Raw genomic sequence first — 15,682 nt, 5'->3', positions numbered from 1 at the left:
CCGCCTTTCTATTTAAAAAGATCGTTAACTGATATAAATTCAATATTTCCATCACCTTGTAATTGAGATAACATAGGGATTACTTCCGTATGAGCGTTTAAAAACGCTGCAAATCCATCAATCTTTCGATATTTACTCTGTTTAGATGGTAAAAAGTTCCCATTTCTGTCTTCCACAAGCTTTACATTATTCATATACCAACGAAAAAGACGGTTTTTATTACTGATTATTTTTCCATCCAACAACAATTCTTTTACATCCTTTAATGCTGGGCTTAAAGTTAAATGCCCTTGTCGAACTGGTTCGGTTTTAAATCCATATGCTTTCAAATCTTCATTTAAACGGTAAGCATTGGCTGGATCATAAGTGATTTTCTTTATAAAATATTGTTCAGATTGCTCGACAAACCAATCATACACATACTCATATTTCACATACTCACCAGGGATAATAGTGAGCCAACCTTTGTCTTTAAATTCTTTGAAACTAATATTCTCGTTATCACGATCAACTTTAGCCTGCGGAACCCAACTATGAGATAGCACAAAAACATTTCCATCATCTAAAGGGAACTCTAAACAAGCGCTTGTAAAATCTTCTGTTGCGGATAAATCATAACCTGCAACACATTCTTTACCAGCTAATGTCTTTATATCAATAACTTCTTCATTTCTTTTTAATATCTCAATACCTACAAAGGACATTTCATCATTATCAACAAAGATGTTAAATTGTTTTGTAATCCAGTCATTCTTTTCCGCATCTGTATGCTTGTCTGTATTCCAGTCATCAATAAGCGATGGAAGATCTAGCGAAACTCCCATATTAGGATTTGCTTTAATCCATAGTTCAGGATTCTCAATTTCATCCACACTATCCATTTCGGCCATGAAATAAAACTTTCTATCTTGGTCGATAACTCCTTCCAAAACATCAGTTGCAATTTCATAGTATTGAACAAGTGGTCCTTCAAGCTGATATCCTGCCGTAGTGATATAAACAATCATTGGTTGTTTACGTGCACCACGTGATTTTTTTATAACATTAATTAACTTAAAGTTTTTGAATTCATGTATTTCATCAAAAATACCAAGATGTGTATTTAATCCGTCTAGTTTCTTACTATCTGATGCACGAGGTTCAATTTTAGAATGCGTTTTATCATGGAAAATACCTTTCTGATTTTCGCGTAAATGTTTCCGAAGAAGGGGTGATTTTTGAACCATTGCACGACTTTCATCAAATAACTCCCCAGCTTGTTGTTTTGTATTTGCTAAAACATAAACACGAGCACCTGGTTCATTATCTTTAGCAACAGCATAATTAGATAAGCCAGAAATCATTGTAGTTTTTCCATTTTTACGTCCAATAAAAATAAGGCCCTCACGAAAGCGCCTATAACCTGTATCTTTATGAATCCATCCATACAAAGAACCTATAACAAAGTGTTGCCACGGTTGAAGAACCAACCTTTTATAATCACCTTTTGATGGACGACAAAACTTTTCTATATATCGTATAGGTCGATGCGCTTTTTCTTCATCAAAAACCCAGGGGAACTCCTCAGTCCCCTGTCTCCTCAAATCGTTTAGATGACGTTGACAAGACAAGACATTTTTCTTACTAGCTATTATGTTTCCTTTCACAACTTGTTCTGCATACCAAGTTGTTCTTAGTTCAGGAGATGGATCTACCAAAATATTAAAGTGCTGTATCTGCTCATTTCGCCAATTTTTATACCACTTAGCTATTTCAGAGGGCTTAGAAGTTGTCGTAATCATCATCAGAATCTCCAGTTAGCTCTTCCTGAAGCTTTTTTCGACTTGCCCCAGTCAACCCTAGCTCCCCTAAATATTGTCGAATCTGTTGTAAATATTTAGGTATCTCTGGTATCAAAGTGTGCTTAGTCAGATTTGTAGCACCAGCTTTATTTGTATACTCCATCGTCAGGCCTTCTTTTTTAACATTAGCTGCCATCTCTCTAAACATTTGATAACTGAAGGCAATCGCTTCAACTACAATAGGATCATTGATATCAGCCTTTCCTTCAACTTCTAAAACAGACCAAATACGAATCCAAGTATCTTTTCCTACCTTTTTTAAATGCGTAGGCGGTTTCCTCTCAATCAATCCTTTATCCACGATATCACCTCACTTACATTTTATGGATAAAAAGTACCAATTCAGAAATAAAAAGCTCTTATTTTCAGGCTTTACCCCCCTTTAGAAACATCACTTGCGCTACCCACGAAGGAGGCGTCCGGTCTGGGCGGAAACGGCTCTCAACAATAAAAGGAGGGGGGCTATATGAATTCTTTGTTTGCTTTTACTTTTACGAATTGAATCTTCCTTTTACTTTTCTTTTTTCCTCCACCCTTTTCAGGATGTTCTTTGTTGTGACATGCATTACATAAACTAATTAAATTATCTAATGTTAATGCAAGTTCAGGATACTCATTTCTTTCTTTGATATGATGAACCATATCAGCAGGTATTGGCATCAATGGATCGTGCTTCATGCACTCTTGGCAACGGTAGTTGTCTCGTATCAATGCTAACTCTCTACACCTTCGCCATGCTGTGCTGTCGTAGAATTTCTTCGCTTCTTTATCCCTTTTATACTTATCGTAGAACTTTCGTTGTTGTGTTGTTTTATTTTCAGTCATCACTTTGAACTATCGTTTGAGCTACAGCTTTACCATCAAGATATAATTCAACGGTTTCAGCTTCACCTGTATACTTGTTCATAACCTTTTCTAACCTCTCAAACGCACTTACACATTCGTTGATAGCTAATGTAAGTTCTTCGATATTCGCCTTCGCTTCTGTCGTATCAATATCGATTTGAGCTGAAACAATATTTTGTTTTTCCATCCTTCATCCCTCCAAAAATAAAAAGCACCCGAATGGATGCTTTTTTCTCAATTATTCATTTATATTTCAATTGTGGTACGTGAAGTTTTATTCTTTTTCCAATCACCTAATGTTGTTACATTCATCTGCTTCAACATTATTAAGTAACTGGAAGAAGAGCAAAAGCTCTCCTTATTAACGGTAACATTCAATCAGTACCATCTGCTGGTTTCGGATTTTATGTGCCGTCATTATGAAGCCGTTTAGAAATTTAGAAACAACATAGTGAGTTGTGTTTTCCGCCACTTCTCACAATACAAATATATCATGTTAAAAACCAAAACGTGTCCGTAAATAGTTCGCAGATTGTCCGCGAATAGTTCGCGTTTTTAGTTGAACTTTAATAACTGTTTGATATCTTTCTCATTTAATATCTTAACTATCTGGACCTCTCCATCTATAAGATATTCTATCTTACTATTATCTAAAGATTCTCCATTCCAATACCTCTCAGCTTTTTGCTTAACTGTATTTAAAGATAAACCTTGTCCATTCACAAATGATGCGTCTCCTTTGAACACCTCACCTGCTACTTGAATCTCAGCAACTTGATATTTCGGATGATTAAATTCTTCAATCCAATATCTCAATCCTTCCTCTGAAGTAGCAAATAAACATTTATGTCTTGATGGTAAAGAAGGGAAACTTTCTTTTCTCACCTCTTCAAAAGCAGTCTCCCTTGCAAAATGCCAATAATATCCCAACAATCGAATTAAATGAGCTTGATTACTCGAAAAATACATATCATCTTTATAATATGGTGCCATGAATGGATTCAATTCTTGGCCACATTGAATTATTTCTCCTTGTTTCATCTCATTATGTATTGCTGTATTCCTTATATGATATATTTTATCCACTATTATCATCTCCTTTATATCTCACATTTTACCAAAAAAAATCATACATTTTCCTCACCTTTTTCCATGGTTTTTAGTATTTATGATTCATAATCTATAAAAATGAATTAGCTATAAACTAGATTGTGTTGAGTTAGCCTATCCTGTTTTTTCTTAGAGCTATCAAGCTTTCTGGCATTTCATCAAAATGAATTTGACACTTTCAGTTTAAAGCTAATTCAATAAGTGATAAAAAAATACAAGAATTAGATTCTAAATTTCCTTTGATAATCATTTAATGTATCTTGTTGGATTCCTATATATCTTAATGTCTCTTTCTGATCTGTGTGATTTAACATTTGTTGTAAAGCAACTACATCTTTAAACTGTTTATAATGATGATACCCATATGTCTTTCTAAGTGAATGAGTCCCAATACGTTCTAATCCAAACTCCTGCGCTGCTTGATTCAATATGACGTATGCCATCGATCTCGTAATTGGCTTGTTCTTACCATTCCTACTTTTGATGAGAAATTCATTCTTTAGTTTTCCTTTTGTATAATCTCTTAATGCTTTCTTTAAATCAGATGGCATCTTTACATCTTTAATCTTATTCGTTTTCTTTTCACGAATAAAAATATTCCATCCTTCAACGTCACGTACTCGCAAGCGTAGAATATCTGAAATACGTAATCCTGTATTAATACCAAGAAGAAACAGAATGTAATTACGTTCATTCTGTTCCTTGAAATATTCTTTTAGTTCTTTAATCATTTCTTTGTCTCTTATCGGCTGTACAATGTTCATACTACTTCTACCTCTTCAGTTTGTGCCTTCTGTTTATACACTTCTTTTCGCAAACTGAAAGCTAAACGTAATAAAGCTTTCCCTTTCACTTTATAATACGTAGTTCTACCTAATCTCACTTCATCCATTATGTCCGGATTATAGCCCTTCTCTTCTTCCATATAATACATATGAATGATCTGTCTTTCTCTTTTTGGTAATCTGTTTACAGCTCTATGAACCCAATTCATAAATTTATTTCTAGCCATTTCATATTTTAACCTTTCAATCGCTATGTTTTCTGTAGAACTGTTGAATTCATTTGTTACGGATGGAGGAACAATTGAATACGATGCAGTTACTTTTGGTAAAATGTCACTTGGCATTTGAGATAAATACATACGATACTCCTCAAATACTTTTTCAACTTCATTTTTTGTCTCTTCTTCATCTAAAACAGGCATTTTAAATGATAATTGTTTATTCATATTAAATTCCTCCATTGTTATTATTTTTGTCTTACTGCTCCACGTCTGTGTTCATAACGTGGCCCATGAACTCCCATTAACTCTTCAATTTCACGAGTACTAAATTTCTCTTTTCGCTTTTTCTTGCATTTCTTCTTTGCTGATTTGGATTGCTTTTTCCACTCACGTGACTAATCCTTTAACACCTTCATTTCCCCATCTCCCTTTTCAAAATAAAAAGGACACCCATTCTAAAACAGCTTTAATTGCTGCTTTAATGAATTGGTGTCCTCTAGTTTTCTAGCCGAACTTTATTCTTTTTTATATTTATTCCTTATTTTCTTTGACTAAGTAAATTCATAATATAAAACTTTCTTCAACATAATTATTATACATTTAATCTTACTTTTCAAGCTGTTTAATTGATTTACTAAGTATACAAATTAACAAAAATTCATACAGCTAAATATAGAATTCATATAAAAAGAGATTGCCTTTAAAAGTAATTCTATAAATACTTTTTGACAACCTCTTTTTACAACTATTTTTTAACCAAGACATATATTAAATACTATTCGAATGTAATACCTGCACTCACAAATCCTGCAATAACAGAGGCTAAACTTAAACCGAGTGTATTTGTAGAAACAACTAATAATATTTTGTCTTGTGCAGCTACCGGAATCGCTTGTGCACTTATACCTGTCGAAGTAGTACCAATATTAATAATATTCAATGCTGGAGCTAATAACAACGGTGTACCTACTGGAGTAAAGGTATTGCTTGTCGCTGGTGCGCTGTACAATTGCAATTCAATTTGCACGTTACCTAGTAAAGATATTGCTGCTGTTGCACTGAAGAAGCCAGCTAATGAAGTAATTGTACCCGCTCGAGGTGCCACAAATGCAAAATCAGTAATTAATGGACTTAAGTTGATTGAGCCACCACCTACTTGAACACCAACAAACGAGTTTCCAAACCCTAGAACTGTCCCTGTATCAGCTAGCCCTCCAAGAACCGTTACTAGTACTGCTGGAATTCCAGATGCGTAAGGAATGATGGACCCTGCTCCCGCACCTCCTGTTGCTCCTGTTGGACCTGTCGGGCCTGCTAAACCTGTGTCTCCTGTTGGACCTGTCGGGCCTGCTAGACCTGTGTCTCCTGTTGGACCTGTCGGGCCTGCTAGACCTGTGTCTCCTGTTGGACCCGTCGGACCTGCTGGACCTGTGTCTCCTGTTGGACCTGCTCCACCACCAGTCCCTGCTGGACCTGTCGGGCCTGTCGCTCCCGTTGCTCCTGTTGGACCTGTCGCTCCTGCTCCTGGAGTAGCACCAATTAATTGAGTTAATAAGTTTAATAGGAGTTGTAAACTTGCAGGGTCAAGAATTAATGAGAAGAAGAATGGTGCAAGTGCACTATAAAATTGTTGTAACAACGATGCTAATTGACCTAGGTCTGGGTTTGGAGATTGTAGTAAAGTTATTATACTTTGAATTAATTGTTTTAAATAATTACCTTCTGGAGATGGTGCTAACGAATTGAGTAAATCTAGTAGTTGAGTAAATAAATTGAGTAATGTTAATCTATTTGCATCACTTGGATCTGCAAAGAATGCAGCGATAGCTGTTATTAATGAGTTTAATAATGTTATTAGTTGTCCCAATTGCTGACTAGTAATTGGTACTGTTTGCGGATTATCACAACAGTCTGATGTAAAAACGATTGGATTACAATTATTGTGACCAAAACAATTATTACTATTCATTTGTTTCCTCCTTATTTAATATTTTGAGAGATTATTTTTAAACTAAGAATTATTTTTTAATACCAATAAATATCTAGGCACCTGAATTTTCCTTAGAATAAAAATAGCTACTAATAATCAAATTGGAAATTCAAGTTGATTACGTTCACAGCTCACATATTATAATTATACGTACGAATATATTTAATGCTTAGATTAATCCCCTAATATAAACGTGTATTTTTCCAAAAATCACTTTAACTCCGCCAACTAATTATTTTTCATTTTCTACAATATTTTTAAAAAATATCGTATATAGTACATAGAATCCTTACTTGTTGAAACATTCATTTGTTCATGACTCACAAACATTAACATTATATGAATGTTATAGTGATTCATCAAAGAGCGCCTTTAAAAGGCGTTCTTTTCATTTTTCCAATCTAAAATTATGTGAATAATACAAACACACTCTATTTGTTTATCATAATTTAAGGGAATAGATACTTCTCACTAATTATTTTTCTATTTTTCCACACCAATTTTTAAAACATTGCATATAGTACATAGAATCCTTACTTGTTGAAACATTCATTTGTTCATGACTCACAAACATTAACATTATATGAATGTTATAGTGATTCATCAAAGAGCGCCTTTAAAAGGCGTTCTTTTCATTTTTCCAATCTAAAATTATGTGAATAATACAAGCACACTCTATTTGTTTATCATAATTTAAGGGAATAGATACTTCTCACTAATTATTTTTCTATTTTTCCACACCAATTTTTAAAACATTGCATATAGTACATAGAATCCTTACTTGTTGAAGCATTCATTTGTTCATGACTCACAAACATTAACATTATATGAATGTTATAGTGATTCATCAAAGAGCGCCTTTAAAAGGCGCTCTTTTTTTATTTTCTCTTATCTACAAAAGGATTATTTTGTTTGAATTTATCTTGTAGCACCATCAAGAAAGACAAGTGCTGAAATAAAACAAGATGCTATTAGTAACCCTAGCGCTGGCTCATATCCGAAAAACATCATAATTCCAGTAATGGACCAGTAAATAAAGGCTAACCACTGTACTACTTTCATTTTTCTCTACCTCCTTTTTAGTATCGAAAAGAAATATAACTCGGATTTACCACAATAGTTACAAATGATTCGCTATAAAAATACTTTGGTTTAACATGAAACCTCTTGCAAAGCACTTGTATTTGATTAAACGATGGAATGATTCTCGATCGCTCTATCTCAATCAACTTATTAATATCAACACTTAACAATTCAGAAACTTGTCCTTGGGTCATTCCGAATAAATGCCGAAGTTCCGTTAACTTCTCCCCGTTAAAATTACTCACAATATTTTGGTCCCTTCTGAATAAAACTCAATATTTCGTTAACACTATAGGTGAGGAATTTTTATATACCCATTAATTCCTTCCTTTCTTTAAGGGTTGGACAGTTAGCTTGCGCTAACTGTCCTTTATTCATTTGAATAATTACCATAACTTTGTACATACTATTCATAAGCTGCTTTCTTAACAGTGTTTGCAGCCTGGAACCTTTTCTTTTGGAATGGAGCAGTTGGCTTTTACTAGCTGCTCGTTTTTTGGCGGTACCTTTTTATATAAACACGCATATTTTAGATAGAGTAAATTTTGATACACCTCCATTTATAAGTTTACTTGACTATTCACTCCGAGAAAGAGCACTGTTCGAAGGTGCTCTTTTTTTGATTTTTATACATCTGAATATTCCTTAATATTAAACACATACTATATATGGGCGATAGGCCAGAATTCATTTAACCGTCCATGTATTCCTTCACTTCTTCTTTGTATCCAGCAGTTAGCTTTTGCTAGCTGCTCTTTTATTTGTGACTGTTATAAGTAGGATTTTATAAAAAATATAGTCAATCCTTTCTTGTACCAACCTGAGCTCGTCACTTTCATTATAAAAATAGATTATATCCTATAACCTGTTTCAGGAATCGTTCATATTTTATTTATGAAAAAGTTGCTCTGTTTTATAAAAAGGTAGTTGCGGAAACAACCGCCTTTTTATTTATGGCAAAATGAATTTTTTGTTTAGTTGAATAAACATCTACCTAGCCACATAAAATACCCAAAAATCAGGAGTTAAGTAATGAAAACATCCCTCAAAATTCTTAAATATTTTTTATTTATGCTTTTAGTTATATTCTCACTTTTTTTAGGCTACGTATGGTATTTTTAATCTCCAACCAGATAGCATTTTTATTAAATTTTTTCACCCTTATAAAAATCTCACATATAATACCATGTACCTCTACCAGCAAGAGGGATAGCTTTTATCCAGAGCACTTCTATAAGTGCTCTTTTGTACTTCATGATTAAATAACGTCTTTATATAAAAACTTTTCACCTTTTAATCAGACAAGCATATAATATTGTGTAGGGCACTCCAGTCCATACGTTCAAACCTTTTAGTCTAGAAGCACACTTATATGTGTGCTCTTTTTTTATTTACTTTCAAATAACTATTTTGTTGTAAATCACTCGAATTCGTACGCTATTAACTCATCTATCTCTTCCTTGAAAATTGGTATCTCAAAGTAATTGCCATTCTCAATGTTATTAAACTTATTTGGATCAAAAACAAACCACTCTTCATCCTGATCTGTTTGTTTTTCTAGAATTCCCTCATCTTCTAGATGTTTATATAGAAATGGACAAAGTAGGACATTTGTTAAAAATGCATAAGCATCATTTCCCTGTTGCTGCCATTCTGCATTGATTTGACTTAATACATGATTTGTAACTGTAGCCATTTCTCATTCCCCTTTATCGTTTTAATAATGACAAATCATAATTTGTTTCAATGAATTTGATGCATAGTGGTCTAGCAACGTCATTACCTAGCCTGTCATAAATAAGTTCCATATCAGCTTTACTGAAGTTTGTCCCTAACAACTCATTGAATCTTTTTAATATGATTCTAGCTTTGTAGTCACTCAAGCTCTTCGTAATTGGTCTCGATAACCAAGCCATCATCTTGCATTTAAACTCTAAAACTGTTTCTACATCATCTAATCTGAAATAAAGGTTAGAACGTCTGTCGAATATCAATTCATTGTTTCTGTTAATAAACGCACCTTTGAATACTTCTTTTGTGATATCTATAAATTTCATTAAATCATTGATTGGTTTTACTTCTTTTTCAACACTATCTAAATGAACTATCTGAAGATACTCCGCTAGAAAATAACCACTGAAACCTTCTAAAAACACAACTTGAGATCCGCTACTCGCTTCATATTGATCTGTTTTACAAGTCCAAATCTTACCGTTGTAATGCCCCGCTTCTCCGCATGTATGCATTACAACTTTATCGCCCTTTTTCAACATGATTCATTCCCCTTTTCGATTAAAATAACGCTTTTGTTTAGTTATGTTAATGATTCAGTTGCTATTCTGTTCACATTTTTAACAATGGCATTGTCTACTCCATTCGTTATTCCTTTTATCAAATTTAACGATTCCTGATATTTTTCATTGCGCATTTCGTACTCTTTACATCCCTTTGATGCTTGCTCTAAATTCCACACGCAATTTAAACGATAATTATTTATGTCATAAGCTAAACTGAGTAATTCATTTAAGTCAGATAAGCTTACCTCGACTATGGTTTTTCCACCCTCAAAGCGAGCTTTCCCAGTAGACAGTTTCTCTTTGATTAAATCAATCTTTTTCTCCATTTCACACAGCCCCATTTCTTAATAAAATTCAAATTTTGTCTTACTTTACATCTACACGTGCTTGGCTTGCTTCTCTACTAAAACCATCCGGATATCTTTTAGCTAATTTTGCAATATTCATTTGAGCGATATCTTCTAAGGTATATCCCATTTCGTGAGACATAATCGAAATGTAGTATAAGATGTCTCCCAGCTCTAAAGCGATTTTATGCGTATTCCCTTCTTCTTCTCCTGGACAATGAGCCGGATCAAATCCATGACCGTGGAAAATAGCTTTTTTTACAATATCAGCAACCTCACCAGCTTCTCCCGAAATGCCTAATGCTGCATTTAAAACACGTCCACCAAAATCCTGATTTGTATTCCATGTACGTAATGCCGCTTCTTGATATTGATCTAATTCAGAAATTTGATTGTTGTTCATTAAGGCTTGTCCTTCCTTTGCTTTGCTCATTAATTTCGTTGCTTCTAATACACCGTTTCCCATTATTTTCATTTTCATCTACTCCTCTTAAATAATATTTTTCTTTTTCGCCTTAGCTGGTGTTGTAGCTGCTTTTATCGGTTCCCATCCATAACTCAATCTAGATCTGAAAGTACTTACGCTGATGCCATGGGATTCGGCAATCTTAACAAGTTCCTTCCTGTCCATTTGTTTACGCGTCGGAATACTTGCTGCATCTTTAGGATCCCAACCATTATTTACCCTGCTATAAAAAGTACTTGAATTGATTCCGTTTTCCGTTGCCAATTCCAACCACTTATTGCTTTTCCCTTCGTTCATATGCCAATATGTTCTTGGTGGTGTGGTCAATGCTTCTTGTAGTTCCCAACCGTATCTGTACATTCTCATGTAAAGAACCCTTCTGCTAATACCGTTTGATTCAGCTTGCTGATATTCCTCATCAGTTAACCAACGATTGAAAGCCATCACTTTTCCTCCTAATCCAGTGCCAGAAATTCAGCTCTGGTACGATTCGAATGAGTTATCCTAATCTTCTGAATACCTTTTCCATGCTCTTCTATTGTTGCATTCCAAGCGTCAGTTTCAGTTTTAGCATCAAAACAATCCATCTTTTGCCGTTCCTCTTTATCGTAAAAATGGACCTCATAGCTTGGATTCAAAAACTTTTCACTGGTGCTTATCGCGTTGTAATTGAAACTACCTATAACATCATCGATTGTTAATTGCTTCATAATCGCATCCCCAGTTATTTAATTTTTTCTGTGATCGTAGTTGAAACACGATCAACTTTTCCGCCTTGCCAAGTGATTACTTGTTCCCCGAACCCTGTTACTGGAGGATTCAGTGGCGTAACCTCACCATTCTTGACCACATAAATTTTATTATCAGTAACATCGATTTCAACTTTCGTAGGCTTCATACGACTGAAATCCCCCTTTTCTTGTTAGCTAACTTTTTGTTGCTGTTTACGTTGTAATTCTTGTTTCATTGACTCGAATTTAATTAAGTACGCTTTCCAACGCTTATCGTTTTCCGCTTGCTGTCGCTTTGCCACTTCACAATTACAACCGTTCGTTTCAATTACACCTGGATAAGTTTCTTTACGAATAATCCCTGTATCATGACATAATACGCACATTTTTATTTCCTCCTTTTATACTTCAATAAACCTTTGTAAACGTTGCTTTGCTATCTCTCTTCTATAACTCGCCGCTTCATTTTTTACAGTTAGACTTGTTTCAACCATTCGGTCATATGAACGTTTTCCAACTTGATTTTTCAACTCTTTTGGTTCCAAATTACTCGTATATAAAGTAGGGAGTTCTTTTCTATACCGACCATCAATAATATTAAACAATTTTTCTTCTACCCATTCCGTAGTTTTTTCCGCTCCAATATCATCTAATATAAGTAAGTCGCATTCTAAAAGAGCTCTCATAATTTGTGTTTCATTTTCTTTGTTTTCGCTGTTAAACGTGCTGCGAATACGTTGTAATAATTCTGGAACGCTTTGAAATACGACAATGTATCCTTTTTTAGAAAGCTCATTTACAATCGCGGCTGCTAAGTGTGTTTTACCATTACCAGGTTCTCCCCAAAGCATTAATGATTCCCCGTTCCACTCTTTAAAAGTCTTCATGTATTTCACTGCTACTTTATAAGCTGTCTCTGATCCATTTCTATCTAGAAACGATTCAAATGTACTTTTGGAGAACCTTTCTCCTAAGTTACTAATGCTGAACAACTTTTCTATTTCTCTCTTCTTAGCAAAATTTTGAGCTTCACGTATTTTAGCTTCTTCACGTTCTACAACACACTCACATGTAGGAAGTATTTTATTTTTAATACGTAACTGCGGAACTTCTACAGTAATTGCTGCGATATATTTATTACAGTGTTCGCATGTATATCCTTCCGTTTCTTCACTACAAGCCGATGTATTCACTATCCGAGTCATCACTCTTCCGATTGATTCCGACACGCTTTTTCACTCCTTTATTTCGTTGATATTCCGCTTCTAAAGCTTCAACATCTTTTAAAGTCTTCACGTTATTGTTAATCCACTGTTTTAAAATACCCTCAGCATAGTTCCATTTCTTCTGCTGTTTCAAAGTACGCTCCATAGCTGCTTGTACAAGTTCTTCACTTGTATCGTTTATCCATTGCGAAATACTCTCGGCTATGAATGAATTTAAAATACCGAAATTATTTTCGTAGAAAGAGAATATACTACTACTTACATTCTCTGTAGTATTCTTTGTAGTAATCTCTGTATTTGTCTTACGTTTCAATGTAGGAGGCTCTTCCGTTTTATCGTAAGAGGGTTGTACATTTGGTTGTAATACCCTCTTACGTTCTAATGTAGGAGGGGTGCCATTCTCCCAATATAAAATTGATATTTTTTGTATTTCTTCAGGAATGGGCTCTATAAACATTACATTGTTACATCTAGTTCCATTTACAAATACCGTACGAAACTCGATACGGACTAACCTTCTGTCCTTCAAATAATCACATGCATCTTTTACTTGTCTTTTTGTAAAACCAAATGAATCTGCAAATTGCTGATAACTCTTTTGAAGCGTATCCGCTTTAAACTTTTGTTTATATCTCACATTATTTGAATGCTCATCTCTTACTTCTGTAGGTTTGTACCAATAAACAACCTCTCCTAATATGGAAATCGCGACCATATTTGGTTTTCCGTTATCTAGTGTGAGTGTTTTAAACCAACCATGATCTATGACATTTCCACGGAAGTTCATCTGTCCTATTTGTAAAACTACGTTGTTCAAATCAGCCACTTCCTTTCACAAATCGCTATGTACGATTCGCCACTTCTAATAATTTTCTTTATTTTGTAATGCGGATAACCGACCTTGAAATACTGTTCAATCATTTGCTTTAATTCATCCTTGCTCTCTGCTAAGTTCCAGAACTTATTAGGTAATAGTACTTGATATTCGATTAAATCCATGTACTATTCCCCTACTTTCCGTGGTATACTTATAACAGATTGTTTTTCTTAAAGGACCCACTGCCATGGGTCTTTTTATTTTGTTTCACGTCACTCCAAGCCCATCGTTTTATTGGTTCGTAAGTAATATAAAGCAACAATGCACTGCATACGATAAACATTGCGAATATAACTAACGATATTGTATCTTCCACAAAATCACCTCCTTATTTATCAAACGGTAATTTTGTTAAAAATCCGAAATTCAATTTTAACTAGCATTTGCTCCCACCTTTTGTGCTTCTACCCATTTAAGAAAATCTTCCGCTTTAACCCGTTTACTTTTTCCAATCACAATTGTTGGGAAATCCTTTCTCTTCATAAGTGCATATGCTGCTGATCGAGAAATATTTAAGAATTCTTGGACATCCTCTGCTTTCAGTGAGAATGGTAATTGTTTTATTTGGTACATGTTTTTAGCTCCTTTTCATTTTTTATTTAAGCCATCCTACAATTGAACTTTTCAAAATAAAGTTTGATTTTCTTGAACTTCAACACCTAAAAAAAGATTATATATGTCTTCTTCTAATATTTGCGCTATTTGCATTGCATCATCTAATGTTGGAGTTGCGTAGCCAGTTTCCCAATTACTGATTACCGTTTTTTGTTTATTTATCAATGCTCCTAGTTGTTCCTGGGTAAAATTTTTACGTTTGCGAGCTTTAATTAAATTATGTCGTTTCTTTCCCATGATGACACCTCCTAAAATCCAACTTTCTTGAACTTGTTACACTCATTATATATCCAAGTTTTTTGTACTGTCAATAATAATATTTGAGTTTTTTGGATTTTTAAACAAAATTTTAAAAAACTAATGCAAAACTTTTACAAACAAAGTACAATTTAATTGTACTTTCAAATTAGAAAAACAGTTTACGGTTTTGGATATAATATATATGGGGTGAATTTATGACTATTTTAGGGCAGAGAATAAAACTTTCTAGAAAGAAACGTGGATTAACACAAGATGCATTAGCATTAAAAATAAAAGAAAAGTTGGATACGGAAACTAAAGTAACAAAAACTACAATTTCTAATTATGAAACAGGCTATAGTTCACCATCTAATGAAACTTTAGTTATCATTTCAGATGTATTAAACGTATCTGTCGATTATTTATTAGGCCGATCTGATGATCCAGAATTAAATGCAGTTCAGTTCACTGAATTAAGAAAAGAATTTAACGAACTAATTGACATGTTAGAAAAAATGCCAAAAGAAAAACAAGATATGTTACTGGATATGATGAAGGCTGCTGTAGGCCATAATAAAAAATGATTGTCAGCAATTGGGCTAACAATCATTTTTTTCTTTTTTTACTATATTTTTTATATTCTCTACCAATTTTTTTTCATTCTCATCTGTAGTTAATGCTCCTAATTTTAACATTTCCCATAAAGTGCTCTCTAGTACATTTTCCATCTTCGGTTCCCCCATCATCCTTAATTATTCAAAAATATCAAATTGTAGAAAATGAATAACCCCTTAAACGTACGAAATGCCATTGCACCCTTAGATGCAATGGCATTTTAATTTATTTGTTATCCTAAAGTACCTGGATCCATTTTCATTAGTTGTACTTCTTTTACTTTTCCTGTTGCTTGATTATCTTTAGTTGGTACCGAACTAATCGATAACACTGATAATGCGAGCGTACATGCAATAACTACACTAGCAATTATTTTTTTCATTCTCACTGTC

At 33.9% G+C, this 15,682-nt stretch carries 27 protein-coding genes; 1 reads left to right on the top strand and 26 read right to left on the bottom strand.

Going from position 1 to position 15,682, the window contains the following annotated elements; genetic code table 11:
- Positions 1–8: 8 nt before the first annotated feature.
- From MKY38_RS02560 to MKY38_RS02445, 24 genes are all read right to left on the bottom strand, one after another.
- A complete protein-coding gene (locus MKY38_RS02560) occupies positions 9–1,781 on the bottom strand; it encodes a terminase large subunit (RefSeq protein ID WP_231009409.1) in 1,773 nt (590 codons plus the stop codon).
- Positions 1,762–2,142: a phage terminase small subunit P27 family gene (locus MKY38_RS02555; protein WP_000357492.1), complete on the bottom strand. Its 381-nt coding sequence runs from the start codon at positions 2,140–2,142 to the stop codon at positions 1,762–1,764. The genes MKY38_RS02560 and MKY38_RS02555 overlap by 20 nt, the downstream gene beginning before the upstream one ends.
- A 161-nt stretch (positions 2,143–2,303) precedes the next feature.
- Positions 2,304–2,666, bottom strand: a complete 363-nt coding sequence (locus tag MKY38_RS02550; protein WP_231009445.1) for an HNH endonuclease — start codon at positions 2,664–2,666, stop codon at positions 2,304–2,306.
- Positions 2,659–2,874 carry a hypothetical protein gene (locus MKY38_RS02545; protein ID WP_231009408.1) on the bottom strand — a complete coding sequence of 72 codons (216 nt, stop codon included), beginning with the start codon at positions 2,872–2,874 and terminating at the stop codon, positions 2,659–2,661. The genes MKY38_RS02550 and MKY38_RS02545 overlap by 8 nt, the downstream gene beginning before the upstream one ends.
- Positions 2,875–3,242: 368 nt before the next feature.
- A complete protein-coding gene (locus MKY38_RS02540; RefSeq protein WP_231009407.1) occupies positions 3,243–3,773 on the bottom strand; it encodes a DUF2441 domain-containing protein in 531 nt (176 codons plus the stop codon).
- 245 nt (positions 3,774–4,018) lie between these two features.
- Positions 4,019–4,561: a tyrosine-type recombinase/integrase gene (locus MKY38_RS02535; RefSeq protein WP_001028523.1), complete on the bottom strand. Its 543-nt coding sequence runs from the start codon at positions 4,559–4,561 to the stop codon at positions 4,019–4,021.
- Entirely contained in the window at positions 4,558–5,028 is a 471-nt protein-coding gene (locus MKY38_RS02530) for an ArpU family phage packaging/lysis transcriptional regulator (RefSeq protein WP_061685176.1), read from the bottom strand. The genes MKY38_RS02535 and MKY38_RS02530 overlap by 4 nt, the downstream gene beginning before the upstream one ends.
- Positions 5,029–5,578: 550 nt before the next feature.
- Entirely contained in the window at positions 5,579–6,772 is a 1,194-nt protein-coding gene (locus MKY38_RS02525) for an exosporium glycoprotein BclB-related protein (protein WP_098208026.1), read from the bottom strand.
- A gap of 939 nt (positions 6,773–7,711) precedes the next feature.
- Positions 7,712–7,855: a hypothetical protein gene (locus MKY38_RS02520; protein ID WP_231009406.1), complete on the bottom strand. Its 144-nt coding sequence runs from the start codon at positions 7,853–7,855 to the stop codon at positions 7,712–7,714.
- A gap of 17 nt (positions 7,856–7,872) precedes the next feature.
- Positions 7,873–8,121 (bottom strand): helix-turn-helix domain-containing protein, encoded by a 249-nt coding sequence (locus MKY38_RS02515; protein WP_074602616.1) that lies wholly within the window; start codon positions 8,119–8,121, stop codon positions 7,873–7,875.
- 1,175 nt (positions 8,122–9,296) lie between these two features.
- Positions 9,297–9,572 (bottom strand): hypothetical protein, encoded by a 276-nt coding sequence (locus MKY38_RS02510; protein WP_231009405.1) that lies wholly within the window; start codon positions 9,570–9,572, stop codon positions 9,297–9,299.
- A gap of 13 nt (positions 9,573–9,585) precedes the next feature.
- Complete coding sequence (locus MKY38_RS02505) at positions 9,586–10,149, bottom strand: hypothetical protein (protein ID WP_231009446.1); 564 nt, start codon at positions 10,147–10,149, stop codon at positions 9,586–9,588.
- Positions 10,150–10,190: 41 nt separating this feature from the next.
- Entirely contained in the window at positions 10,191–10,499 is a 309-nt protein-coding gene (locus MKY38_RS02500) for a hypothetical protein (protein ID WP_231009404.1), read from the bottom strand.
- A 40-nt stretch (positions 10,500–10,539) separates the two neighbouring features.
- On the bottom strand, positions 10,540–10,995 hold the full coding sequence (locus MKY38_RS02495) for a nucleoside triphosphate pyrophosphohydrolase family protein (RefSeq protein WP_098678686.1): 456 nt from the start codon (positions 10,993–10,995) through the stop codon (positions 10,540–10,542).
- Between the two features lie 15 nt (positions 10,996–11,010).
- Positions 11,011–11,430 (bottom strand): hypothetical protein, encoded by a 420-nt coding sequence (locus MKY38_RS02490; RefSeq protein ID WP_098785606.1) that lies wholly within the window; start codon positions 11,428–11,430, stop codon positions 11,011–11,013.
- An 11-nt stretch (positions 11,431–11,441) separates the two neighbouring features.
- On the bottom strand, positions 11,442–11,696 hold the full coding sequence (locus MKY38_RS02485) for a hypothetical protein (protein ID WP_000811854.1): 255 nt from the start codon (positions 11,694–11,696) through the stop codon (positions 11,442–11,444).
- A gap of 14 nt (positions 11,697–11,710) precedes the next feature.
- A complete protein-coding gene (locus MKY38_RS02480) occupies positions 11,711–11,884 on the bottom strand; it encodes a DUF3954 domain-containing protein (protein ID WP_000805174.1) in 174 nt (57 codons plus the stop codon).
- Positions 11,885–11,908: 24 nt separating this feature from the next.
- Positions 11,909–12,103 carry a hypothetical protein gene (locus MKY38_RS02475; RefSeq protein WP_098785605.1) on the bottom strand — a complete coding sequence of 65 codons (195 nt, stop codon included), beginning with the start codon at positions 12,101–12,103 and terminating at the stop codon, positions 11,909–11,911.
- A 15-nt stretch (positions 12,104–12,118) separates the two neighbouring features.
- Positions 12,119–12,922 (bottom strand): ATP-binding protein, encoded by an 804-nt coding sequence (locus tag MKY38_RS02470; protein WP_231009444.1) that lies wholly within the window; start codon positions 12,920–12,922, stop codon positions 12,119–12,121.
- Complete coding sequence (locus MKY38_RS02465) at positions 12,891–13,760, bottom strand: DnaD domain-containing protein (RefSeq protein ID WP_098785604.1); 870 nt, start codon at positions 13,758–13,760, stop codon at positions 12,891–12,893. The genes MKY38_RS02470 and MKY38_RS02465 overlap by 32 nt, the downstream gene beginning before the upstream one ends.
- Positions 13,757–13,942, bottom strand: coding sequence for a hypothetical protein (locus MKY38_RS02460; protein ID WP_231009403.1), 186 nt, complete (start codon positions 13,940–13,942; stop codon positions 13,757–13,759). Before MKY38_RS02460 ends, MKY38_RS02465 begins: the two co-directional genes overlap by 4 nt.
- Before the next feature lie 29 nt (positions 13,943–13,971).
- On the bottom strand, positions 13,972–14,136 hold the full coding sequence (locus MKY38_RS02455) for a hypothetical protein (protein ID WP_341047975.1): 165 nt from the start codon (positions 14,134–14,136) through the stop codon (positions 13,972–13,974).
- Between the two features lie 56 nt (positions 14,137–14,192).
- On the bottom strand, positions 14,193–14,393 hold the full coding sequence (locus MKY38_RS02450; protein ID WP_000284332.1) for a helix-turn-helix domain-containing protein: 201 nt from the start codon (positions 14,391–14,393) through the stop codon (positions 14,193–14,195).
- Positions 14,394–14,444: 51 nt separating this feature from the next.
- Complete coding sequence (locus tag MKY38_RS02445) at positions 14,445–14,672, bottom strand: helix-turn-helix transcriptional regulator (RefSeq protein WP_000516834.1); 228 nt, start codon at positions 14,670–14,672, stop codon at positions 14,445–14,447.
- Between the two features lie 218 nt (positions 14,673–14,890).
- Here MKY38_RS02445 and MKY38_RS02440 point away from each other — a divergent pair, with 218 nt between their 5' ends.
- Positions 14,891–15,259, top strand: coding sequence for a helix-turn-helix domain-containing protein (locus MKY38_RS02440; RefSeq protein WP_000153812.1), 369 nt, complete (start codon positions 14,891–14,893; stop codon positions 15,257–15,259).
- 15 nt (positions 15,260–15,274) lie between these two features.
- Here the strand turns inward: MKY38_RS02440 and MKY38_RS02435 are convergent, their stop codons facing one another.
- Both MKY38_RS02435 and MKY38_RS02430 read right to left on the bottom strand, forming a co-directional pair.
- Positions 15,275–15,403, bottom strand: coding sequence for a hypothetical protein (locus tag MKY38_RS02435; RefSeq protein ID WP_000432511.1), 129 nt, complete (start codon positions 15,401–15,403; stop codon positions 15,275–15,277).
- Between the two features lie 119 nt (positions 15,404–15,522).
- On the bottom strand, positions 15,523–15,672 hold the full coding sequence (locus MKY38_RS02430) for a hypothetical protein (RefSeq protein WP_000719898.1): 150 nt from the start codon (positions 15,670–15,672) through the stop codon (positions 15,523–15,525).
- Positions 15,673–15,682: the final 10 nt, after the last annotated feature.

Source organism: Bacillus sp. FSL R5-0585, assembly GCF_038004545.1.
GTDB lineage: Bacteria > Bacillota > Bacilli > Bacillales > Bacillaceae_G > Bacillus_A > Bacillus_A cereus.
Note: the sequence above shows the minus strand (reverse complement) of the source record. Positions and strands in the feature narration are given on the sequence as shown.